21 protein-coding genes are annotated in these 23,552 nt (G+C 62.6%); 7 read left to right on the top strand and 14 right to left on the bottom strand.

Annotated elements, in window-relative coordinates; translation table 11 throughout:
- Positions 1-46 precede the first annotated feature (46 nt).
- Positions 47-670, top strand: a complete 624-nt coding sequence (locus tag TX78_RS02705) for an amino acid ABC transporter permease (RefSeq protein WP_187118350.1) — start codon at positions 47-49, stop codon at positions 668-670.
- The gene (locus tag TX78_RS02700) at positions 657-1,421 is read left to right on the top strand and encodes an amino acid ABC transporter ATP-binding protein (protein ID WP_044493267.1); all 765 of its coding nucleotides are present in this window, start codon (positions 657-659) and stop codon (positions 1,419-1,421) included. Before TX78_RS02705 ends, TX78_RS02700 begins: the two co-directional genes overlap by 14 nt.
- A gap of 9 nt (positions 1,422-1,430) precedes the next feature.
- Here the strand turns inward: TX78_RS02700 and TX78_RS02695 are convergent, their stop codons facing one another.
- On the bottom strand, positions 1,431-3,575 hold the full coding sequence (locus TX78_RS02695; protein ID WP_081652534.1) for an MMPL family transporter: 2,145 nt from the start codon (positions 3,573-3,575) through the stop codon (positions 1,431-1,433).
- A 5-nt stretch (positions 3,576-3,580) separates the two neighbouring features.
- On the bottom strand, positions 3,581-4,048 hold the full coding sequence (locus TX78_RS02690) for a MarR family winged helix-turn-helix transcriptional regulator (RefSeq protein WP_044493264.1): 468 nt from the start codon (positions 4,046-4,048) through the stop codon (positions 3,581-3,583).
- Positions 4,049-4,125: 77 nt separating this feature from the next.
- Between TX78_RS02690 and TX78_RS02685 the strand changes: the two genes are divergently transcribed.
- Complete coding sequence (locus TX78_RS02685) at positions 4,126-4,689, top strand: P-loop NTPase family protein (RefSeq protein WP_044493262.1); 564 nt, start codon at positions 4,126-4,128, stop codon at positions 4,687-4,689.
- 70 nt (positions 4,690-4,759) lie between these two features.
- Here the strand turns inward: TX78_RS02685 and purL are convergent, their stop codons facing one another.
- Genes purL through purS form a run of 3 tightly spaced genes read right to left on the bottom strand, consistent with a single transcriptional unit; the run spans position 4,760 to position 8,201 of the window.
- The gene (gene purL, locus TX78_RS02680; RefSeq protein WP_044493260.1) at positions 4,760-7,159 is read right to left on the bottom strand and encodes a phosphoribosylformylglycinamidine synthase subunit PurL; all 2,400 of its coding nucleotides are present in this window, start codon (positions 7,157-7,159) and stop codon (positions 4,760-4,762) included.
- On the bottom strand, positions 7,156-7,941 hold the full coding sequence (gene purQ / locus TX78_RS02675) for a phosphoribosylformylglycinamidine synthase subunit PurQ (protein ID WP_081652509.1): 786 nt from the start codon (positions 7,939-7,941) through the stop codon (positions 7,156-7,158). The genes purL and purQ overlap by 4 nt, the downstream gene beginning before the upstream one ends.
- Entirely contained in the window at positions 7,938-8,201 is a 264-nt protein-coding gene (gene purS, locus TX78_RS02670) for a phosphoribosylformylglycinamidine synthase subunit PurS (protein WP_044493635.1), read from the bottom strand. The genes purQ and purS overlap by 4 nt, the downstream gene beginning before the upstream one ends.
- A 228-nt stretch (positions 8,202-8,429) precedes the next feature.
- Here purS and TX78_RS02665 point away from each other — a divergent pair, with 228 nt between their 5' ends.
- Positions 8,430-9,089 carry an NADPH-dependent F420 reductase gene (locus TX78_RS02665; protein ID WP_044493258.1) on the top strand — a complete coding sequence of 220 codons (660 nt, stop codon included), beginning with the start codon at positions 8,430-8,432 and terminating at the stop codon, positions 9,087-9,089.
- Between the two features lie 11 nt (positions 9,090-9,100).
- Here TX78_RS02665 and TX78_RS02660 read toward each other — a convergent pair whose 3' ends face one another.
- The 9 genes from TX78_RS02660 to TX78_RS02620 form a co-directional block, all read right to left on the bottom strand.
- Positions 9,101-10,009 carry a hypothetical protein gene (locus tag TX78_RS02660; protein ID WP_044493257.1) on the bottom strand — a complete coding sequence of 303 codons (909 nt, stop codon included), beginning with the start codon at positions 10,007-10,009 and terminating at the stop codon, positions 9,101-9,103.
- 185 nt (positions 10,010-10,194) lie between these two features.
- Complete coding sequence (locus tag TX78_RS02655) at positions 10,195-11,478, bottom strand: aspartate kinase (protein WP_044493255.1); 1,284 nt, start codon at positions 11,476-11,478, stop codon at positions 10,195-10,197.
- 135 nt (positions 11,479-11,613) lie between these two features.
- Positions 11,614-12,447 (bottom strand): amino acid ABC transporter ATP-binding protein, encoded by an 834-nt coding sequence (locus tag TX78_RS02650; RefSeq protein ID WP_044493254.1) that lies wholly within the window; start codon positions 12,445-12,447, stop codon positions 11,614-11,616.
- Complete coding sequence (ehuD, locus tag TX78_RS02645; RefSeq protein WP_081652508.1) at positions 12,431-13,153, bottom strand: ectoine/hydroxyectoine ABC transporter permease subunit EhuD; 723 nt, start codon at positions 13,151-13,153, stop codon at positions 12,431-12,433. The genes TX78_RS02650 and ehuD overlap by 17 nt, the downstream gene beginning before the upstream one ends.
- Complete coding sequence (locus TX78_RS02640) at positions 13,150-13,935, bottom strand: amino acid ABC transporter permease (protein WP_044493253.1); 786 nt, start codon at positions 13,933-13,935, stop codon at positions 13,150-13,152. Before TX78_RS02640 ends, ehuD begins: the two co-directional genes overlap by 4 nt.
- A gap of 78 nt (positions 13,936-14,013) precedes the next feature.
- Positions 14,014-14,922, bottom strand: a complete 909-nt coding sequence (locus TX78_RS02635; RefSeq protein WP_044493251.1) for a transporter substrate-binding domain-containing protein — start codon at positions 14,920-14,922, stop codon at positions 14,014-14,016.
- Between the two features lie 342 nt (positions 14,923-15,264).
- Entirely contained in the window at positions 15,265-15,861 is a 597-nt protein-coding gene (gene recR / locus TX78_RS02630; RefSeq protein ID WP_044493250.1) for a recombination mediator RecR, read from the bottom strand.
- A gap of 119 nt (positions 15,862-15,980) precedes the next feature.
- On the bottom strand, positions 15,981-18,821 hold the full coding sequence (locus tag TX78_RS02625) for a DNA polymerase III subunit gamma and tau (RefSeq protein ID WP_044493631.1): 2,841 nt from the start codon (positions 18,819-18,821) through the stop codon (positions 15,981-15,983).
- A gap of 62 nt (positions 18,822-18,883) precedes the next feature.
- Positions 18,884-19,933 (bottom strand): acyltransferase family protein, encoded by a 1,050-nt coding sequence (locus TX78_RS02620; protein ID WP_044493249.1) that lies wholly within the window; start codon positions 19,931-19,933, stop codon positions 18,884-18,886.
- A 115-nt stretch (positions 19,934-20,048) separates the two neighbouring features.
- Here TX78_RS02620 and TX78_RS02615 point away from each other — a divergent pair, with 115 nt between their 5' ends.
- From TX78_RS02615 to TX78_RS02605, 3 genes are all read left to right on the top strand, one after another.
- Entirely contained in the window at positions 20,049-21,542 is a 1,494-nt protein-coding gene (locus TX78_RS02615; protein ID WP_233722127.1) for a DUF3375 domain-containing protein, read from the top strand.
- Complete coding sequence (locus TX78_RS02610) at positions 21,539-22,129, top strand: DUF4194 domain-containing protein (RefSeq protein ID WP_199765242.1); 591 nt, start codon at positions 21,539-21,541, stop codon at positions 22,127-22,129. The genes TX78_RS02615 and TX78_RS02610 overlap by 4 nt, the downstream gene beginning before the upstream one ends.
- Positions 22,122-23,552, top strand: a 1,431-nt coding sequence (locus tag TX78_RS02605) for an ATP-binding protein (RefSeq protein ID WP_276508318.1), incomplete at its 3' end; no start/stop codon positions are given. The genes TX78_RS02610 and TX78_RS02605, both read left to right, overlap by 8 nt.

Here is a 23,552-nt window from a genome sequence, read left to right as displayed (position 1 = left end):
GGACGTGACCATCGACTGGGAACTGGCGGCCAGTTCCTTCTGGCCGATGCTCGAAGGGGCCATCAAAGGCACCATTCCGCTGACCCTGGCAAGCTTCTCGATCGGCCTGGCGATCGCCCTGGTGGTGGCGCTGATGCGCATCAGCAGAAACCGTGTGCTCGCCGGTGTGGCACGGGCCTATGTCTCGGTGATCCGCGGCACCCCGCTGCTGGTGCAGCTGTTTGTGATCTTCTTCGGGCTGCCATCCATTGGGGTCAACATTGACCCGTGGCCCAGCGCGATCATCGCCTTCAGCCTCAATGTGGGCGGCTATGCCGCTGAGGTCATTCGTGCTGCGATTCTCTCCGTGCCGAAAGGCCAGTGGGAGGCCGGATACACCATCGGCATGTCGCAGACCCAGACGCTGCGTCGGATTATCCTGCCGCAGGCCGCCAGAGTTTCTGTGCCTCCGCTGTCCAACACCTTCATCTCTTTGGTGAAGGACACCTCACTGGCTTCGCTGATTCTGGTCACCGAAATGTTCCGTGTTGCGCAGCAGATCGCGGCGTCGTCCTTTGAGTTCATGGCCCTGTATCTTCAGGCAGCAGCTATGTACTGGGTGATCTGTCTGCTGCTGTCCATGGTGCAGGTCAGGTTGGAAAGGAGACTGGACCGCTATGTCGCCAAGTAAACCGCTGCTGGACGTCACTGGTCTGCAAAAGTCCTTTGGAGAGAACACAGTGCTCTCCTCCATCGACCTGAGAGTCAATCCCGGGCAGGTCACCGCGCTGATCGGTCCCTCCGGCTCGGGCAAAACCACCGTGCTGCGCTGCCTCAACGGGCTTGAGCAGCCCGACGCAGGGACGGTGGCCTTCGACGGCGGCCCGCAGGTGAACTTCGACTCGCGCACCTCACGCCAGCAGCGGGAGAGCCTGCGCACGCGCAGCGCGATGGTCTTCCAGGGCTACAACCTGTTTCCGCATATGACCGTGCTGCAGAACGTCATCGAAGGTCCCGTGCAGGTCCAGCGCCGCCCGAAGGCGGAGGTTATCGCCGAAGCCGAGCAGCTGCTGGCCCGGGTCGGTCTGGCTGAGAAGCGGGACCAGTACCCGCATGAGCTCTCCGGCGGTCAGCAGCAGCGTGTAGGCATTGTGCGGGCGCTAGCTCTGCGGCCTTCACTGCTGCTCTTTGATGAACCGACTTCAGCGCTGGACCCGGAGCTGGTCGCAGACGTGCTGACGGTCATCAAAGAACTCGCCGAAGAGGGTTGGACCATGGTCCTGGTCACCCACGAGCTGACCTTCGCCCGAGAAGTCGCCGATCAGGTGGTCTTCATGGACGGCGGCGTGGTGGTGGAGCAAGGTCCGGCCAGTGAAGTGCTGCGCGCGCCTCGCGAGGAGCGCACCCGCCGGTTCGTGCACCGGCTGCTGAACCCCTTCTGAGCCAGCGGTTCAGGCCTGCTTACTTAGCCGAGATGGCCACCAGATGCGCCGGTCCAGTTCCACGCACAGGGCGGGGACCTGCAGGGTGCGCACAATGAAGGTGTCGATAAAGACCCCGACCGCCACCAGGAACGCCAGCTGCACCATAAACATCAGTGGCAGGACGGCAAGGGCCATGAAGGTCACCGCCAGCACAATGCCCGCGCTGGTGATCACCCCTCCGGTGACGACTAGGGAACGCAGCACTCCCTCTTTCGCCCCATGTTCAGCGGTTTCCTCCCGGGCGCGAGTCATAAGGAAGATGTTGTAGTCCACCCCAAGAGCCACCAGGAACATGAAGCCGAAGAGCGGCACACTGGCGTCAGCACCAGGGAAATCGAAGACATGATTGAACACCAGCGCGGAGATCCCTAGCGCGGCGAGGTAGGACAGCACAGTGGTGCTGATGAGGATCAGCGGGGTGATCAGAGAGCGCAACAACAGAATCAGGATGGCGGTAATAGCTATCAGCACCAGCGGGATGATGACCAAGAGATCGCGCTGAGCGGTGTCATTCGTATCCAGCTGGGTGGCCGTAGTGCCGCCTACAAGGGCTTGGCCGCTGAGCTCATTGAGATCCTCACGAAGCTGCCGAACCGTCTCCTCCGCCTCAAGCGAGTCACCCGCGGCGGTCAGGGTCGCAGAGATCTGCACGACGCCGTCGACGTCCCGGGCCTGACCCGGAGTTTCAGCCGGCGAGTTGTTCTCCCCGACCAAGTAAGCGGTTGCGACACCCTCAACCTCGGAGACAACTTCCAGGGCCTGTTCGGCCTCATCCGTTGGAACGAAGATGGTGCTGGGCGCACCGGTTCCGGCGTCGAAATGTTCCTCCAACAGCTCCTGGCCGGCGCGAGTGTCCGTTTCTCCCAGGACCAGATCCGACTGTGGAACGCCGTTGGCCTTCAGTTGGGTGACTCCTGCGGCGCTGACCAGCAGCAGAAGCGTCACCACGAGCCATACGGTACGCGGCCGACGCCGTACGACTCCTGCAGTGCGGCGCCAGAAACGGTACTGCGAGGCTGATGTGTCGGTCTCCACATGGGGCACTTTCGGCCAGAAAGCGGGGCGACCGGTCAACGCGAGCATGGCTGGCAGGAACGTGAGGGTGGCAGCCATGGCGAAGACAATGCCGGTGCTGGCCACCGGCCCCAGGGCTCGGTTCGAGTTGAGGTCGGAGAAGAGCAGACAGAGCAGGGCAACCGCCACCGTTCCGCCCGAAGCCAGGATCGGAGGCGCTGAACGGCGCACCGCCGTGCGCAGCGCAGCGAACCTGTCCTCAGCGCGCGCGAGCTCCTCGCGGTAGCGGGCCACTAGCAGCAGGGAGTAGTCGGTAGCCGCACCGATCACCAGAATGGACAGGATCCCCTGAACCTGCCCGTTGAGCTGGATCCAGCCCTGCTGAGCCATGAAGAAGACCACCGTAATGGCGGCGCAGAGCGCGCCTATCGAGGAGAGCAGCACCAGAATAGGCAGCAGCGCCGAACGGTAGACCACGATCAGAATGATGAAGACGGCGACGACGGCGACAAGCAGCAAGATCCCGTCGATACCCGCGAACGCATCGGAGAGGTCAGCTGACAGTGCCGCTGGGCCGGTGACATAGGCGGTCCATTCGGCCTCATCAAATGATTCGCTGACCAGTTCGCGCAACGCCTGGAGTGCCTGGTCCTCGGTGGCATCTTCCTCAAGGAGCACCAGCACCTGCAAGGCCTGGCCGTCCTCGGAAGGCTGTGGAGGGATGACCTGGAGAACACCGGATAGTTCTGCCGCCTCAGCCACCATAGTCTCGGCGGTGCTGAACTCCTCAGAGGTCAGCTCCTCGCCCTCGGAGACGGCCACCACAGTGGCAGGCACGGCGTCCTGATCGCTGAAGCGCTCCTGCAGCTCCAGAGCCCGAGTGGACTCAGCCTCAGCGGGAAGGAAGGTGGCCTGGTCGTTGGTGGTGACTTGAGAGAGGTTGCCGAAGGTCTGGCCGCCCCAGGCAGTCCATGCCAGCCAGATAATCGCCAGCACTGCGGGGATCCACAGACGCAGACCCCGCGACTGTGACGGCGCACTCCTGGCCCTGCGCCGCTCTCGCCGTGTCTCAGGTGCTTCGTTGTGCTGGGTTTCCATAGAGTTCACGAGAGGTCACTTTCTTGCTGCTCAGAGGAGAGTCGGGTGGCCAGAGTCTCGAGGAACCCGGCGATGGTGTGCAGATCTGTGCTGTCCATTGGCTCCATCAATTCACGCATCGTGCTCAGATGACCGCCGAAGTGCTGAAAGAAGTGCTCGCGGGCTTTTGGTGTCAGGACGAGGATCCGTGAGCGACCGTCGCGGGGATGCGGATGTCGCTCGGCGAAGCCCTGTGCCGCGAGTCTGTCGATGAGTGTGGTGACTGCAGCAGTGGAGATACCGAGGTGTTCGGCCAGCTCATGCGGACTCACCTCCCGCTGCTGCTGCTCACGGATGGCCAACATGCGCAGGGCTTTGAGGTCCGAGGCGTTCATCTTCATCAGTCCGGTGAGGTCACTGTGCATGCGATCCAGGGCGTCATTGAGCAGTTGGATAGCTCGCAGAGTGCGCATCACCGCAGAAGGATCGGACATGTTTACGATAGTACAGATAGCTAGATTATTTAGCTATCTGGGTGAGGCGAGGGCTCGTTCTGCATAGACTCAAGATCATGCGCCGTGCCGATGAGACGATCACGTGGAAACGCCAGCGTATTGCGGTGGCAGGAACCAGCGGGGCTGGCAAAACCACACTGTGCACGGAGCTGGAGAAGATCACCGGCTTTCCGCGTGAAGAGCTTGACGGCCTCTACTGGGGGCCGGACTGGACGCCCAGAGGGACTTTCGACGACGACGTCGAATGTTTCACCGCGCAGCCGCGCTGGATCATTGAACTGCAGTACCGCGCGGTCCGGCCGCTGATTGCTTCACGCGCGGACACCGTGTTGTGGCTGGACTATGCGACCCCGCTGAAGATGCAGCGGCTCATCCGGCGCACTCTGAGCCGGCGAATCCGGGGCACCGAACTGTGGAACGGTAATATCGAACAGCCGTTGTCCAGGATCTTTACCGACAGAGACCACATCATCCGATGGGGCTGGAGGACGCGCAACAAACTCAAACCCGTAATCCCCACCCTGGAAGAGCGATTCGAGGGTCTGACTGTGGTGCGACTGCGCAGCCCACGGGAGACCAAGCGCTGGTTGCAGGGGCTCAGCGACGGCATGCAGCAGTAGACGCACAAGGGGCCGGCGCTCATTCCTCGCGGAACAAGATCGCCGGGCCCTTGTGCGGGAAGCAAGACGACTACTTCATCAGTGCTTCCGTGGCCTCAATGGCGGTATCGAAGCGGCTGGGCAGTACGCTGCTCCAGGCTTCCTTGAGCTCATCCAGTCCGATGCCGAAGCTGCCTCCCTCGAAGGGGCCGGTGACCTCCAGGCCGCCGGACTCGGCATCGACCACACCGATCCGTAAGGCAGCAAAACCACGGGCGCTGGTCATATCGGTGAAACGCAGCTCCTCTGAACGCGGCAGTGCCACCAGAGCCCGGGCCTGGGATTCGCTGAACAGCGCGGTGAAAGCGTCCACACCATCGCGTTCGCAGATCCCGTCAACAGCCACTCGCGCCCCGACCCCGAAGCGCAGCGACATCTCGGCCAGAGCCGCCGCCAGACCGCCCTCGGAGAGATCATGGGCGGAGTCGATCATGCCGTCACGTGAAGCATTGATGAGGATCTCACCCAGGGTCTTCTCCGCGGCGAGGTCCACCTTTGGGGGCAGACCGCCCAGGTGGCCGCGCATCCGCGCGAACTCTGAGCCATCGAGTTCATCACGGGTCACACCCAGCAGGTAGATGGCCTGGCCATCAGCCCAGCGCTGGAAACCGGAGGGGGTGCGGCGTCCGACGTCGTCGAATTTGCCCAGCACGCCCACCACCGGAGTCGGGTGAATAGCCCGGCCGGCGGTCTGGTTGTACAGCGAGACGTTACCGCCGGTCACCGGGACTCCCAGTTCCATGCAAGCATCGGCGAGCCCGCGCACGGACTCAGCGAACTGCCACATGATCTCAGGGTCCTCCGGCGAGCCGAAGTTCAGGCAGTCGGAGACCGCCATCGGAATGGCCCCAGAAGTTGCCACATTGCGGTAGGACTCTGCCAGTGCCAGCTGCGCACCGGTGTAGGGATCCAGGTAGGCGTAGCGGCCGTTGCAGTCGGTGGACAGCGCCACGCCCAGGCCGGTCTCCTCGTCCACGCGGATCACCCCGGCGTCGTCGGGTACAGACAGCGCGGTATTACCGCCTACAAAGCGGTCATACTGGTCGGTGATCCAGGAGGCATTAGCCATATTCGGCTGAGCCATCAATTCGACGACGGCGCTGCCCAGCTCTTCTGCGGTGGCGGGAAGATTCTGTGCGGCGGGGGAGGCGCGGAAAGTATCGGCCTGCAGTTCGTCCTGCCAGGAGGGACGGTGATACGGGCGCTCATAGACCGGTCCGTCATGAGCCACGGTGCGCGGGTCGACGTCGACGATGGTCTCACCGTTCCACTCGATGATCAGCCGGCCGGTGTCAGTCACCTCGCCCAGCCAGGAGTACTCCACGCCCCATTTGCCCATCACGGCCTCGAAGGCCTCGACGTTCTGTGGAGTCACCACGGCCATCATGCGTTCCTGGGATTCCGACATCAGGATCTCCCCCGGAGTCAGAGTGGGATCGCGCAGCAGCACATTAGTCAGCTCTACGTGCATGCCGCCCTCACCATTGGAGGCCAGTTCTGAGGTCGCGCAGGAAATACCGGCGGCGCCGAGGTCCTGAATGCCCTCGACGAGCTCATTCTTGAACAGCTCCAGGCAGCACTCGATGAGCACCTTCTCTGCGAAGGGGTCGCCCACCTGCACGGCAGGACGCTTGGATGGCTTGGAATCATCGAAGGACTCCGAAGCCAACACAGAGGCACCACCGATGCCGTCGCCACCGGTGCGTGCACCGAAGAGCACCACCTTGTTGCCCACACCGGAAGCGTTGGCCAGGCGGATGTCCTCGTGGCGCATCACCCCTACAGCCAGTGCGTTGACCAGCGGGTTGTCCTGGTAGACGGAGTCGAAGACCACTTCACCGCCGACGTTGGGCAGCCCCAGGGAGTTGCCGTAGCCGCCGATTCCGGAGACCACTCCGGGCAGCACGCGCTTAGTGTCTGGGTGATCGATATCGCCGAAGCGCAGTGGATCCATCACACCCACCGGACGGGCGCCCATGGAGATGATGTCGCGAACAATGCCGCCGATGCCGGTGGCCGCACCCTGGTAAGGCTCCACGTAGGAGGGGTGGTTGTGGGACTCGATCTTGAAGGTCACGGCCCAGCCATCGCCGAGGTTGGTGACACCGGCGTTCTCGCCGATGCCCACCATCAGGTCCTTCTTCATCTCCTCGGTGACCTTCTCGCCGAACTGGCGCAGATGGACCTTGGAGGACTTGTAACTGCAGTGCTCGGACCACATCACCGAGTACATCGCCAGTTCCGCGGCGGTAGGGCGGCGGCCCAGGATGTCCACGATCCGGTGGAACTCATCCTCTTTCAGGCCGAGCTCAGCCCAGGGGAGTTCGGTCTCCGGAGTGGCCGCAGCGTTGGCCACGGTGTCGATGTTGAACTGGGTCTGGTGCACCGGCACCTCTGCGGCGGTGGGCTGCTCGGACGCATTTTCGGTCATTTAGTTGCTCCTGCCAGGGACGAGATGACGGAGGTGAACAGGGTCAGTCCGTCGGTGCCGTTGCGCATCCCGGTGGTGTCGTCCGGTCCGTAGCCAGCTTCTACGGCATGCTCCGGATGCGGCATCAGGCCCACCACATTGCCGGCCTCATTGGTGATCCCGGCAATGTCATTGCGGGAACCGTTGGGGTTGCCGCCTACATAGCGGAACACCACGCGGCCCTCGTCCTCGAGTTGGGCGAGGGTGGCGTCGTCGGCCACATACTGGCCGTCCTGGTTCTTCAGCGGGATCGCGATGATCTCATCATCGGTGAACTGGCTGGTCCAGGCGGTCTGATTATTCTCCACGCGCAGTGCCTGGTCGCGGCAGATGAACTTCAGGTGGTTGTTCTTGATCATCGAACCGGGCAGCAGATGCGCTTCGGTGAGGATCTGGAACCCATTGCAGATACCGAGGACGGGCAGAGCAGCCGCAGAGGTGTCCTTGGCCTGAGCTTCTTTGACGATGGTGTCCATCACCGGGGCGAAGCGGGCAATGGCGCCAGCGCGCAGATAATCTCCGTAGGAGAATCCGCCGGGCAGCACCACAGCGTCCACTCCGTGGAGGGACTGGTCTGCGTGCCACAGTGCAACGGGGGTGCCGCCGCCGAGGCGAACCGCGCGGGCGGCGTCGCGGTCATCGAGTGTTCCGGGGAAAGTCACCACGCCGATACGCGCACCAGCCAGCCGGGATTGAGCAGGTGCGGCGGTGAAATCGCCAATCAGAGGGGTCTCCACGCTCACGCGGCGTCACCCTCGTCATCAACTCGCACAGCCACCACGTCTTCAATCACCGGGTTGGAGAGCATCTCCGCGGCGGCCTTGCGGGCCTGCTGGAGGATCTCCTCGGTGACCTCGCCGTCGACTGTCAGCTCAAACCGCTTACCCTGGCGGACGCCGGAGAATTCGGTGAATCCCAGGTGGGGGAGTGCGTTGACGATTGCTTTGCCCTGCGGGTCGAGGATCTCAGGTTTGGGCATGACCTCGACAATAATGCGCGGCATCGATTCTCCTGCGTTTAAGTAGATGCGGTGATCTGCCCGCTGGAGTGCCGTCTCACGCTCGAGTCCGAGCGCTCCGCGAGCTTGCCCATCAAGTCTACCCGTGATGCGCTGGCCCGCAGGGCCGGTGACCTCCGCCACGTCGGGAACAGTTGGCGTCGTCGTCGTGTTCTTTCAAATTGGAAAGACCTTGACCTCCAGCCATACCGATCCAGATGAGGGGACACGCTCATGCCGCAGCCACTGACTATAGGGATTCTCGGCGCCGGTCGTGTAGGCACTGCCGTGGGCCGGCAGGCCGTGCGCGCCGGGCACACCGTGAAGATCGCGACGAGTCGGCCTGCTGAGGAGATCAAGCTGCTGACCGAGGTGATCGTCCCCGGTGCCACCGCCGTCAACCGGGACGAGCTGCGCGGATCCGACATCATCGTCCTGGCAGTGCCGCTGCACAAATACCGCTCCATTGATAACAGCGTGCTCCAGGGTCACGTGGTCATCGACACCATGAACTACTGGGCGCCGGTAGATGGGATCATGGAGGAGTTCGAGACCGGCCGCTCCACCAGTGAAGTCATTGCTGACTTCCTCGGCGATGTACGCCTGGTCAAGACACTGAACCACATCGGCTACGGGGACCTCGAGGTTGATTCCTACCCCGCCGGTGACACCAAGCGCCGCGCCTTAGCTGTGGCCTCTGATGACGAGGCCGCCAAGCAGCTTGTGGCTGAGTTCGTTGACTCCCTGGGCTACGACGGCGTGGACGCAGGTCCGCTCAGTGCAGGGAGGACGTTTGAGAACGGCACAGAGATCTTCAACGGCCGGCATACCGCGGAGCAGATGCGCGCGCTGCTGGACCAGTGCCAGCAGGTACTCACCGGCGCCAGCGCCTGATCCTCAGGGGTCTATGCCGGCAGTGCCTCGAGGTGGTCCAGGGCTGAGAGAATCTTGCCGCGCAGCACCTGCGCTTCTTCACTGAAGGACTTTTGGGTCCGGGCATACTCTGCTCGCCCTGAGGGCTCCTCAATACGGACCGGCTCATAGCCCCAGGCCCGCAGATCATAAGGTGAGGCCCGCATATCCAGTTCTCGGATGCGCCAGGCTAGGTCGAAACACTCCATCAGCAGATCACTGCTGATGGCTGGGGTGAGCTTGTACGCCCATTTGTACAGGTCCATATTCGCGTGAAGGCAGCCCGGCTGTTCCATCTGGACCTGGGTCTCGCGGGTGGGCTGCTGGGCGTTCAGGGGCTTGGCTGACGGGGTGTAGAACCGGAATGCGTCAAAATGCGTGCACTTAATGCTCAGAGATTCCACGAGATCGTCGGTGCCGGCTGCACCTAATCGCAGCGGTACCTCATCGTGGCGCTGACCGTGCTTCTGGGATTGATAGACCATGGCCCACTCATGCAGTCCGAAACAGCCTAACTGGGCTGGCTTCGCGGCAGTGGTGCCGAGCAGCCGCCGCGCAAAATCAATCATCTCCGCCCGTTCTTCGCGAAAACGGGCGACGTCGACCGTAGCCCCACCGGCTGGCGTTCCGTCATCAACGGTGGTGTAGAACTTCCAGGTTGCCTGCTCAGAGCTGCCGGCTTCTGCAAGCACCACGCCTGCGCCAGGATGCCAGCGAGAGAGTTGGCCCGGGGTATGTGAGTAATAGGTGAACAGAAAATCTTCCACCGGGTGTTTCTTGCCAGCCTGCCTGCGCTGAAGGAAGCCCTCAGCAAAGCGAGCGACGGTGCGCTGGTGGTCGATCGCACGCGCGCGGTGCTGTTCCCTGGAGAGCTCAGTGAAGGACATTGTCTGTGTGGCCATAGGCAGCTTCTAAGGATACAGAGCCGTATCACGAGGCAATACTCAGGCAGCAGTTCCTAGCCGCAGAACTGCTGACTGCTGGCTGAAAGTTCGCTACACTGATGGGCAACTCGCACCAGACACTTAGGGCGCAGGATTCTCACGGAACCTGCGCCCTAAGGTTTTCTAGCTTCAGGCCGAGCGGTTCAGCGTCCGGTGCCTGCGTAGACGGTGGCCTCTTCTTCGGCGTCGAGTCCAAAGGCTGTGTGGATGGCCTGTACTGCCTTATCCAGAAGCTCCACATCAGTAATGACCGAGACGCGGATCTCCGAGGTGGAGATCAATCCGATGTTGATTCCGGCATCCCGCAGGGCGCTGAAGAAGCGCGCGGAGACGCCTGGATGATTGCGCATTCCACCTCCGACCAGGGAGACCTTGCCCACGCGCGGAACGAAGTCAAAGTCCTTGAATCCAATGCTCTCCCGGTGCTGGGTCAGAATGTCCTGAGCCTTGGGCCCATCGGCCCCCGGGAGAGTGAAAGAGATGTTGGTGGTCTTGGTCTCCATGGACACGTCCTGGACGATCATGTCGATGTTGATACCGGCCTCAGCGATCAGGTTGAAGATCTCTGCCGCCTTGCCGGGAACATCGGGGACACCGGTGATGGTCAGTTTTCCTTCGGAGGCATCGTGAGCGACGCCGGAGATGATGGGCTGTTCCAAGGGTTCACCTTCCTGGAGGGTGACTTTGTCTTTTTCATCTGGGATAACCCAGGTGCCTTCCTTCTGGCTGAAGCTGGAGCGCACATGGAGCTTCACTCCAAAGCGGCGGGCATATTCCACACTGCGCAGGTGCAGGACCTTTGATCCGGCAGCGGCCATTTCCAGCATGTCCTCGCTGGAGATCACATCGATTTTCCGCGCAGTCTTGACCACCCGCGGATCGGCGGTGAAGACCCCGTCAACATCGGTGTAGATCTCACAGACATCGGCCTTCAGCGCAGCAGCCAGAGCCACTGCCGTGGTGTCAGAACCGCCACGGCCCATAGTGGTGATGTCCTTGGATTCCCGGCTCATCCCCTGGAATCCGGCGACAATGCTCACATGCCCGGCATCGACCGCTTCCTGCACGCGCTGCGGGGAGACCTCGATGATGCGGGCCTTGCCGTGGATGGCATCAGTGATCATGCCGGCCTGGGAACCCGTAAAGGACTGGGCGGACTCTCCGAGCTCGTGGATGGCCATAGCCAGCAGCGCCATGGACATGCGTTCTCCCGAGGAGAGCAGAATATCCATTTCGCGCAGGGGAGGATGGCTGGAGATAGCGGCGGCTAAGTCGAGGAGATCATCGGTGGTGTCTCCCATGGCCGAGACCACTACTACGACCTGATGGCCGGCTTTCTTGGTCTCGACAATGCGTCTGGCTACGCGCTTGATGCTCTGCGCATCCTGCACAGAGGATCCGCCGTACTTCTGGACAATCAGGCTCATACGTGTGGTTCTCACTCCCGGTGAGTCTTGTCAGGGTTTCTCGGTCACAGTCTATGGTCGGGCGCCAGCAAGTCCCAGCGCTGAAGCCAGCGTCTCGGTCAGCGGTCCCCAGAGTTGGGCAGGGCGACGCTTCGGTCAGCTCTCCCCGAGCACGGCGGAGAGGAATTGCTGGGTGCGGGCGTGGGTCGGTGAAGTGAAGATCTGATCCGGATGACCCTCTTCCACTACGCGCCCGCCGTCGAACATCATCACTTTGTGCGAGACATCGCGGGCAAAGCCCATCTCATGGGTGACGATCAGCATGGTGACGTTTGTGGAATCTGCGACGTCGCGCAGGATATTCAGCACATCTCCCACCACTTCGGGATCCAGGGCGGAAGTCACTTCGTCAAGCAGCAGGATCTCCGGATCCATCGCCAGCGCGCGTGCGATGGCAACGCGCTGCTGCTGACCGCCGGAGAGGCTCAGCGGATGAGCATCGGCTTTATCCGGCAGCCCTACCTGCTCCAGGAGGGAATACGCTTTGCTCATAGCGTCCTTCTTGGACTGGCCGAGCACGTGGATCGGGGCTTCGATGATGTTCTCCAGCACGGTCATATTGGGGAAGAGATTGAACTGCTGGAAGACCATGCCGATCCGTGTGCGTAGGGCCTTCTGCTGCTTCTTGGGCACGGGAACTCGACGCCCTGCACGGTCCTCGTAGGTCAGTGGCTGGCCGTCGACGTAGATGTAGCCGCCGGTGAGCTCCTCAAGAGTCATGACTAATCGCAGGATGGTGGTCTTGCCCGAGCCGGAGGGCCCAATGAGTGTGACCCGCTCTCCGCGGGCAACGCTGAAATTGAGGTCTTTCAGGACGGTGTTGCTGCCGAAGCGCTTTTCCACGTCGACGAACTCGATGACCGGAGTCGCGGCTGAAGACGGTGATGAGTGGTCCGGGTGAGCGCCGGCTGAGTCAGTGTGCGTAGGCAAGACGCTTCTCCAATCGATTGATGAGCACAGCGGTGGGGTAGCTGGCCGCAAGGAAAATGAGACCCGCGATGACGTAGACCTCGGTGTATCGGAAGGTGGGCGCACCGATCTGTCCGGCTACGGTCACCATCTCCGCCACCGAGATGACGATGAGGAAAGGCGTGTCCTTGAACATCGAGATCGCGTAGTTACCCAGTGAAGGCACCGTGGAGCGCAGCGCCTGCGGGATGACAACTTTGCGCCAAACTCGCACGGGCGGCATAGACAGTGCGGTGGCAGCTTCCCATTGGCCTTTGGGTACGGACTCTATTCCGGCCCGGTAGACCTCAGACATATAGGTTGCGTAGTGCACTCCAAAGACCACGATGCCGATGGTCAAACTGTCTAGCCACATAAAGGTCCAGAAGACGAAGATCAGCTGGACCACGATCGGGGTCATCCGGATGAAGTTGGCGGCCCATTTGAGGACCCAAGCCAAGGGAGCGGGCAGGACGCGCAGGAGTACAGCGATGACCAGCCCCAGGACGGCGGCGATCAGGGTTCCCACCACGGTGACGACCAGCGTGACCTGCAGGAAGGCCAAGAGCATATCTGGCAACGCATCGAGGGCGAATTCCCAGTCCCAGAAAGGGCTCTGGCGGACCTGGTCCTCATCCACCAGTGTGGGGTCCTCGATCTCTGCCGCGCTGATAGTGACACGGGTCATCGCGAACCTCCTGAGGTCGTGGCAGTGGAGCTGGGCTGGTCCGCGGAGGTGGACTGACGGACGGGCGCGCCGCGTCCCAGTCGTCGTTTCGCCCGGGTCTCCAGCAACTGCATCAGCAGAGTGATGCTGAGTGCCAGAAGGAAGTAGACAATGAGGCCGATAAATGCGTGGGAGAACCAAATGTCGGTAGGCCGGCGCAGATTGTTCAGCTCCGCAGTGAAATCGCTGACGAACGGAATGATGTACGCGATGGCGCTGCCTTTGAGCAGATGCACCCAGAGATTCGACAGGGAAGGAATCATCAGGGCCCATGCCTGCGGGAAGATCACTCGCCGCATCTTGTGCGGCCATGACATGGACAGTGCCGTGGTGGCCTCCCACTGGCCCTTTGCCACGGTGGTCAGCGACGCGCGCACGGCTTCGGCACCGTAGGCGCCATAGTTGATGCCCAACGCCAGCACACCCACCAGGAAGGTGTTGCGGACTAGTCCCTCAAAGGGCAGCCCGGGGTTTCGCATCCAAATCTGGGGTAGGACGTAGAGAAGCAGGAAAAGCAGCACCACCAACGAAATTCCGCGGAAGAACTCGATGATGATGCGGGCCGGTACGCGTAGCCACAAGCTCGGGCTACCAGCCATAAGGCCCAGAACGATGGCGATGACAAAAGCTAGTGCACCGCCGTAGAGCGTTAGTTGGATTGTGGTTAACAGTCCGTCCAGCAGACGGTCAGACCAGTTGATGACTACTTCGAAATAGTCAGACCAGTCCTCGAAGAAGTCCATCGAAGTCCTCTCAGATCAGTGCGGACCTGACTCTGCGGCCAGCCCCTTGGGAGCTGGCCGCAGAGTCAGAGGCGAGGATCAGTCCTCGAGGTACTGTTCTGTGAGCTCGGCGGGATCCTCTTCGCAAAGCTCCTGAGCGGTCAGGCCGCTAGGGGGCATTTCGTCCTCGGTGAAGCCGAACTCGCTCACGAGATCGAGGTACTCACCGGAGTCCTGAAGTTCAGCGAGGTGCTCGTTGAACTCTGCCACCAGGTCTTCGTCTTCGAGGCGGAATGCGTGTGCGCCGACGGAGATTTCGTGGGCGAAGGAGTCAGTGACCTCAACCCCGTCCATGTCGCCGGCCATAGACTGCAGCGAAATGGCGGTCAGCGCAAAGACATCAGCACGGCCGCCCTCGACGAAATCGATGCCGTCGTCCGGTGTGTCCACTGTGCTGTATTCAATGCCGAGGTCATCCATCCAACCGGCCTCCACAGCGCCGGACATGGCAACAACATTGATGTTCGCCTCGGACAGATCATCGAAGTTGTGGACGTTGTGGGGATTGCCGTCCTCTACCAGGAACGCGGTGGTGTAGACCAGCTCAGGCTCTCCGAAGGCAGCTTCGGCGCAGCGATCGGGGGTGATGGACATACCTGCGGACACCACATTCCAATGTCCTGCACCCAGGCCCGGGATCAGGTTGCCCCAGGTTGGTTCTTCGGTGATATCCACTGCGTATCCCATGCGCTCACCGAAGATCTCCTGCGCCACGGCTACTGTGGCCCCCGTGGGTTCGCCGTTTTCGTCGAGGTAGGAGTATGGATCTTCGCCAGCTATGGCGATGGTGACGGCTTCTGCGCCGTCCGCGGCGGCGCCGTTCTCGGCAGCACCGTTGGATTCCGCAGTGGTGTCATCACCGGCGTCGTTTCCGCAGGCAGTCAGGGCAAGCAGGGCTGCTGCCCCGAGTGCGCCCAGGCGCAGCGCGGCGGGAGTATTGGTATTCATCTTCTGGAGTACCTCAGCTTCTCTACGTATGGACGAGTGGGAGGCAGGTTCACCTTTTCGGCGGGTGTGTACCGCCTGAAAACAACCTGCATCTGCCTACACGCTAATGAGATATCCACCGTCTACAAAGTGCGGATGTGGTCTGAAGCGGAATTCGGGCGGGGATGGAGGAGGTCCGGAAATGCAGCTGAAAAACTCCTGGGTACTTATGCATCGCTGTGATGTCACGGCTGCGCGCCGGCAATCAATTCCTTGGAAAAACGGCGTGCACTTATTCTTATTACAGTTGCGTAACCTTTTAGAAAGCGCGGCTATTCTGGCTCTGAGTGTCCGGTTTGCAGGTCAGCTGACGCTGCGCCGACCCTCAAAAGCCCGGCCGAGGGTGACATCGTCTGCGTATTCCAAATCTCCGCCTACGGGCAGGCCTGAGGCCAGTTGGGTGATGTTCATGCCTAACGACCCCAGCATGCGCACCAAGTACGTGGCGGTTGCCTCGCCCTCCAGGTTGGGATCGGTGGCGATGATGACCTCCTGGATGGTCTCATCGGAGAGACGATTCAGCAGTTCGCGAATATGCAGCTGGTCCGGACCGATGCCGGCAATGGGATTAATTGCGCCACCGAGGACGTGGTACCGGCCGCGGAAGGAGCGCGTGCGCTCGATGGCCATGACATCCTTGGACTCCTCCACCACGCAGATCACGGTGGCATCGCGCCGGGTGTCCTGACAGATCCGGCAGGTGGTCTCTTCGGAGACGTTGAAGCAGATCTCGCAGAACTTCACCTTTTCCTTGACGGTGCGGATCGCCTCAGCCAGCCGCTTCATATCTTCAGCGTCGGCCTCCAGGATGTGGAAAGCCACACGCTGAGCGGATTTTGGCCCGATGCCCGGCAGTCGGCCGAGTTCATCGATCAGGTCTTGTACAGCGCCCTCGTACACAGCGGGTCGGGTGCCTTTCAGGTGGGGTGAGGCCGCAGGGGAGTCCCCGCCGCAGCCGCTTCAGGACAGCGAGGAACAGTCTACTGGCGGGTGCTGACAGCGGCTGCCACGCGTGACCTTTAGGAGCTGTCCTCGTGGAGACTGCGTTCTTCCAGCAGCACACCGCCGAGGATTCGCTCGATGGCGCGGCGTCCGAAGACACCGGAATGCTCCAGCTGGACATCGTCCTCACTGGGGATATCCTCTTCGGCCGTCGGTGGCGCGGCTTCAGCCCAGTCCGGAGGCGGTGAATTGTCGTACATCGGGTCAGGCGGCTCGTAGCCGTAGGGGTCCGCGGGAGGCTCCGTTGCGGCGGGCCGCTTGGAGGCCAACCGCTGCCTGATCTCCTGTGCGCGGCTGCCGGGCTGACCCGCCGAGCTTGCCGCTGAACCCGAGCCGGCGGCGCCACCAGCCGGAGCCGAAGGCCTTGGTTGCGCCGGGGCAACGGCCGGGGCTGCGCTGGCAGCAGCTGTGGTGCCGTTCCGGCGCGCAAATGCCGGGATAGGAGGCTTAGGCGGTTTTTGCGCGGCATCCCGGTCAGTAGCTGTCGACGTAGCGTGAGGCTGTTCAGCTGCGACGGCTGGACCCCGGTGATCAACTGTTGGCGGAGTCGTCGCGGAGGGTGGGTGATCCAGCGCGGGCGCTGGTGGGGAGGCCGGTGACACGACAGGCGAATGCGCCACCGGAGCGGAGTCGGGCTGAGCGGAGTCGGGTTGAGCTGCATCAGGCCGGGCTGACTCGGGCTCGGTTGAATCAGGACGGGCTGATTCGGGCTCAGCGGCGGCAGCCTGTGGAGCGCTCAGCTGACCGGTGTCTGTGGCCAGCGCTGAGGTGATGGGCTCAGGCCGGCCTTCAGCTTTTGGGGGTTCCCCACCGCCTGAGGGTGGAGCGCCTCCGGTGACCAGCTCGAAGCTGACCTGCATGCCCAGGATTTCCTGGATGGCTTCGTTGAGTGCTTGGTCCCCGGCCCGGTTAGAGAAGGTGGCTCGGGCGCCGTCGTTGCTGAATCCCAGGGTCACGGTCTTGCCGTCAAATCCGGCCACCGAGACATTGCCTTTGACCAGCATCCACAGCATGCGGGAGCGAGACTTCATGGCTTCGACGATGTCCGGCCACGCCCGCTTCATCATCTCCGCAGAGCCGCCGCTGGGAGCACTTGACGACGACAGCGCCCGGGTGTGTCCGGCAGGTGCCTGAGCGGGAGCGTCCTGGGTTGGAAAGTTCTGGCTTGGAGCGTCCTGGGTTGGAGAGTTCTGGGCGGGAGAGCCCTGGCGGGGAGCATGCTGGCTCGGCGAGCGCTGGGCTGCGGGAGCCTGTGTTCCAGAAGTCGGTGCTCCAGGAGCCTGCGGTGGGGCTGCATGTGCCGCCGGTGCAGAGTCCCGCTCAGGGCGTGCTGGCGCATGAGCGGTGGGTTCAGCGTAAGAATCTGAGGTTGTCTCTGCGATGCGCTGCGAGGGCGCTGAATCCACCGGCACTGGGTCACCCCAGCTGACGCCGGGGGTTGCCCAGCCGTCGTCGCTACGAGGCGGAGCAGTCTCGGCTGGTGTCTCCGCAGATGCCCCAGCTGCGGGAGCGTCCGCGGGGGAGGGGGCCGGTTCCTGGGTCGGCTTGGGTTCCTGGACCGGCTTGGGTGCCTGGGCCGGTTTGGGTGGCTGAGCCGGTCTAGGTGTTTGGGCCGGTGTGGGTATTTGGGTCGGTTCAGGCGCTTGGGCCAGCTCGGACGGTGCTTCCGCAGCCGGGGTGACGCCGGCGCCGGAGGTGAAGTCCATGCGGCGCTCCAGGCGCTCCAGCCGGGCGGCCAGGCTCGAGTGGCCCTGCTCAGCATGAGGCAGCAGCAGTCGGGCCATCAGCAGTTCCAGATGCAGCCGCGGGGAGGTGGCACCGACCATTTCCGTCAGCGCTGTAGCGGTAATGTCTGCAGCCCTGGAGAGTTCAGCAGGGCTGAGCGTCTGGGCCTGAGCCTGCATAGTGCGGATCTGGTCTTCAGGGACTCCACGCAGAATAGCCGCAGGATTCTCCGGCACTGAACTGACGATGATGAGATCACGCAGCCGTTCCAGCAGATCCTCTACAAATCGCCGCGGATCCTGCCCCGACTGCACCACACGGTCCACTACGGAGAAGGCCCGGGCGCCGTCGAGGGCTGCCACCGCCTCCACCACATCATCGAGCAGCGCGCTATGCGTGAAGCCCAGCAGCGCCACAGCACGGTCATAGTCGATGCCGCCGGTGCCGGAGCCGGCAATCAGCTGGTCCAGCACCGAGAGAGTGTCTCGGACGGAGCCGCCACCGGCGCGCAGCACCAGCTGCAGCACACCCGGGGCCACAGGAACGTTCTCCGCAGCGCAGAGCCTTTCCAGATAATCCAGCAGCGGCTCCGGGGGAACCAGCCGAAAAGGATAGTGGTGGGTGCGGGAACGGATAGTGCCGATGACCTTATCCGGTTCCGTGGTGGCGAAGATGAACTTGATGTGTTCCGGCGGTTCCTCAACGATCTTCAGCAGCGCGTTGAAGCCAGCCGCGGTGACCATATGAGCCTCATCGATGATGAAGATCTTGTAGCGGTCCCGCACCGGGGCGAAGGTGGCCCGCTCGCGCAGGTCACGGGCGTCGTCGACACCGCCGTGGCTGGCGGCGTCGATTTCAATGACATCCAGGGAGCCCGGCCCGCCGGTGGCCAGCTCGCGGCAGGACTCACACTGACCGCAAGGAGACCCGGTGGGGCCCTGCGCGCAGTTCAGGCAGCGCGCCAGAATACGGGCTGAGGTGGTCTTGCCGCAGCCGCGCGGACCGGAGAAGAGATAAGCGTGGGAGACCGCATCCTTGCCCAGCGCGGTCACCAGCGGTCCGGTGACATGCTCCTGCCCAATGACGTCAGCGAACGTATCCGGGCGGTAGCGGCGATAAAGGGCGGTACTCACGCAGTAGACCTTACCGTGGGCATCAGACAACTGTCCTTCGCGGCTGATCCTCTGGCTGAAGATTAGTGCTGGGCCTGTTGCGAGCCGCCCAGTGCAGCCCGGTTGTGCAGCCGCGCAGCGACCCGTTGATGGTGCGGGAAGACATAGAGCCATGCGGTCCATGGGCGCAGCCGCACCATGAGCAGCGTCAGCGCCATACCGAAGACCGTGCACATGGAGACATACAGTGCCGGATCCGCATCCAGGTGCCGCATCAGCCGGTGAATCAGGATCACCAGCGGAAAATGCGTGACATAGATGACAATCGAATTGCGCCCAGCCCATTCCAGGATTTGGGTGAAATTCCCGCGCGGCACCCGCGGAGCAACCCACAGCAGTACAGCGATCCCGAGTATCGCCGTCGCAGCTGAAAAAGGAGTACCCAGCCGGAAGCTGCGGTCATCAAGTCCCAGATTTGCCAGTACGACGGCGACTGTCCCCAGTCCCACCACAATGCTCACCGGGGCGTTCACCCACTTCACCACGAGCTTGGCGCATGCGGCGCCGAGGAAGAAGAACGCCCCGTAGTAGAGGGTGCGGTTGATCAGGGATTGGCTGATCTCGCTGTGGTAGCGCAGCAGAATCATCGCCACGAAGAGCCCGGTGCACAGGAGGCTCATCACCACCGGACGCGACGCTACCGGCTTCAGCAGCATGGCCATGCCGTAGCAGGCGCACAGCGCTAGCAGGAACCACAGATAGTCACCGGTTCGCCAGTACACAGGATCTGTGGGCCCGCCGTGGTAGATCAGGAAACCGAAGAGAAGCATCCACACCAGCGCAGGCCAGACGATGGCCGCGAACTTCCCCCAGGCATACTGCGGCAGTGTCTTCCCTAGGGCTCGGGGCAGCAGCAGGCCGGAGAGGAACATCAGCATCGGCATCCGGAACGGTTCCAGATACAGGTGCAGGCGGGACCACTCATCCACACCCTTGCCATTGGTCATGGGGATGTCCGCTGCGTGCATGACCACCACCAGCAGGACCGCCACTCCGCGCAGCATGTCCATCCACCCCATGCGCGCAGCAGGGGTGCTGACCGGCGCTGAAGAAGGAGTGGTGGCGGCAAGCATTCCTCCCACTTTACCGAAGAACCGCAGAATACCGCTGCTCCTGCCGGAAGCGCAGACTGCTCGGGACCAAAGAAGTCCGTGACCGCCGTTAGGGTGGAGGCTGCCAATTAGCCGGATGGACCGGGGACAGCACCGTCGAATCGCAGCAGCACAGAAGGGCAACACCATGGACTTTGAGCAGGTCAGCTCCTTGCGTGAGCGTCATCCTGCCTGGCGGCTGCTGCGCCGTGACCACGCCCCGCTGATCCTGTCCTTCCTGGGCAGCTACTACCTCGAGGGCGGTCGGGGTGCTCAGCCGGCACATGAAGTAGCCGGTGCTCTGGAAGACCATCTCTACACCCTCAACGCGCCCTACCCCGAAGCCCCGCCCTTTCCGCGGACCGCAGAGGAATACCTCGAAGACTGGGCCTCGGCGGAGTCCGGCTGGCTGCGGCGCTTCTATCCTGCGGGTTCAGATGAGCTGCACTACGACGCCGCCCCCGCCCTGGAGAAAGCACACTCCTGGATCTCCAGCCTCCAGGTAAGACCCTTCATAGCCACCGAATCCCGGCTGCAGACCGCCGTGGACCTGCTGCGTCAGATCACCTTGGGCACCGAGGACGATCCGCAGGTGCGTTTAGCTGAGCTGCGCCGTCGTCGTGAGGAGATCGACCGGGAGATCCAGCAGATCGAGAAGGATCCGCAGTCCGGGCTGCTGGACCCCACCAGTGTGCGAGATCGGTACCAGCAGTTCGCCTCCACCGCACGTGAGCTGCTCAGTGACTTCCGGGAAGTCGAGGAGAACTTCCGGCGTCTGGACCGCACTGCTCGAGAGAAGATCGCCACCTGGGGCGGCAGCAAAGGTGAGCTTCTGGAGGAGCTAGTGCGAACGCGCTCCAACATCACGACAACCGATCAGGGCCGCAGCTTCCAGGCCTTCTATGACCTACTGCTGTCCCAGACGCGGCAGAACGAGCTCTCCGAACTGCTGGCTCGGGTGTATGAGCTCGATGAGGTTGAGCCCGATCAGCGGCTGCGCACTATTCACCACGACTGGGCCGACGCGGCTGAGCGCACCCAGCAGACGGTCCGGCAGATCTCAGAACAGCTGCGGCGATTCCTGGATGACCAGATCTGGGTGGAGAACCGCCGGGTGCTGGAACTGGTGCGATCCATTGAAACTGCTGCACTGAGCATCCGGCAGAACGCCGGGGTCCTGGAACCGAATATGGGACTGGAAGTCGATGATCAGGGCATCGGGATCGACATGATCATGGAACGCCCGCTGTATCAGCTGCAGCCAGAAGCAGACGTGGACAGTGCCGTGGAGGTAGCCCACGCCCAGGACATCAGTACTGCGGCGCTGGTCTCGCAGACCTTTGTTGATCAGGGCAAACTCGCCCAGCAGCTGCGCGCGGTGGTGCCGCCGGGGGCCTCGGTCCTGCTGGAAGACGTGATTCAGATGTATCCGGTTCAGCAGGGGGCAGCTGAGATTCTTGGCTACCTGTCATTGAAGGACGAAGACATCGACGTCGTTATTGAAGACGAAGGAGACACTGTCATCGAGTATCAGGAGGCAGGAGAGCCTCGTCGTGCCCGCCTATCCCGTGTGGTGGTGAAGCGCCGGTGAGGACACTGCAGGAACAGCAGACTGCCTTGGCCATCATCCGGTTGATGAACGGGGTGGTCTACCAGGAACTGGATGAGGATGCATGGCAGGCCCTGCACCGTCATACCGCGGCAGTAAAGGATCATTTCGCCAGCATCGGGGTAGAGGTGGTGATCGACGACGCCGAGGGCTATGCCTATCTGCGCGCCCAGCCCGAGTCCGAGACCGAACGTCCGCTTCCTCGCCTGGTGGCCCGGCGGGCACTGCCCTTTCACGACAGCTTGTTGCTGGTGCTGCTGCGCAAGCGCCTGGTGGAATTCGAAACCACCGGCGGGGAGACCAAACTGGTGGTCACCCGTGAGGAACTGATCAGCATGCTGCAGATTTTTCTTGCCGACACCCAGGATGAAGCCCGTGCCGTGGACCGGATCGACACCATCATCCGCCGCGTCACCGAGATGGGTTTCCTGCGCCCGCTGCGCGGTGAGGAGAACACCTGGGAAGTGATGCGGATCCTGAAGGCCTATGTGGACGCCCAGACGCTCGCTGATTTCGAGGCCAAACTGGCCGAGTACGCCGCCACGGCGGGGAGGTTTGACCATGCATGACACCGACGCCCTCTTCTCCGCGGTAGACCTCGGCATCAAAGGACGCCCCGGCTTCCGACTGGCCTCCCTGGAGGTCTATAACTGGGGAACCTTCGACAAACAGGTCTGGACGCTCAAGCCCGACGGCGACACCACTCTGCTCACCGGAGACATCGGCTCCGGGAAATCCACGCTGGTGGATGCAGTGAGCACCCTGCTGCTGCCCTCGCAGCGGATCGACTACAACAAGGCTGCCGGTGCTGAACGCAAAGAGCGCACCCTGCGCAGCTATGTGGAAGGCCACTACAAGACCACCCGGGATGAGGCCACCGGCATTACCCGCCCGGCTGCCCTGCGCAGCTCGAGGTCATATTCGGTGATTCTGGGAGTCTTCACCAACGAAGGCTATGAGGAGACCGTCACCCTCGCACAGGTCTTCCAGCAGCGGGAGGCCTCCGGCCAGCCCTGGCGGCGGTTCATCACCGCAGCCGGCAGGCTCAGCGTGGAGGAGGACTTCGCGAACTTCGGCAGCGATCTCGGTGAACTGCTGCGCCGACTCCGTGAGAGCGGAGCCCAGGTGGAGAAGGACTTCCCTCCCTATGGCAGGGCGGTGCGCCGGCTGCTGGGTATCCGGTCCGAACAAGCCATGGAGCTCTTCCACCAGACCGTCTCGATGAAGGCCGTGGGCGATCTCAACGAGTTTGTCCGTACTCACATGCTGGAACCAGCAGAGTCTGAAGAGCGTGTCCGCAAGATTGTCAGCCATTTCGACAACCTCAGCCGGGCCCATGAGGCGGTGCAGAACGCCCAGCGTCAGCTGGAAACGCTGGCTCCGCTGAGTGAAACCGTCAGCATCTACGACCGGTCCCTGGAACAGCGTCAGCAGCTGCAGGCCCAGCAGGAAGCCGCTGCACTGTACTTCGCTGAGCTGCGGCTGCAGCTGCGCAAAGCGGAGACCGCCCAAGCTGAGACCGAACACGAGGAACTCAGCCGCGAGGCGGTTGCTGCAACCGCCCAGCGTGAGGAGCTTGAGGCAGAACACGATGAACTGGTGACCGCTCAGGCACAGGCTGGCGGTGATCGCGTCACCGTTCTGGAGAACGAGGCCGAACAGGCCCGCGCCGAAGCTCAGCGCCGTCGTCGTGAACGTGAACGCTACAACCAGCTCCTCGAGCGTGCCCAGCTGGAGACAGCCGACGACGACGCCCAGTTCCGCCAGCGTCAGACTCAGGCCGCTGAACTGCGCGAGGAGCTGGCGGCGCAGACTGCAGCTCTCGAGGACCAACGATCCAGGCTGGAGGCCGCCCGCGGACGCGCCGAGGACGAGGCTCAGGCGGTGCGCGAGGAACTGGCCAGCCTGCAGAAGCGGCGCAACAACTTGCCCGGCAGCGTCCTGGAGATCCGCGAGCGCATCTGCGCGGCCCTGGGTCTGGACTATTCCGAA

Source organism: Nesterenkonia massiliensis, assembly GCF_000455245.1.
GTDB classification, from domain to species: Bacteria; Actinomycetota; Actinomycetes; order Actinomycetales; family Micrococcaceae; genus Nesterenkonia; species Nesterenkonia rhizosphaerae.
The sequence above is the reverse complement of the archived record's forward strand: the minus strand, read 5'-3'. Positions and strand labels throughout refer to the sequence as shown.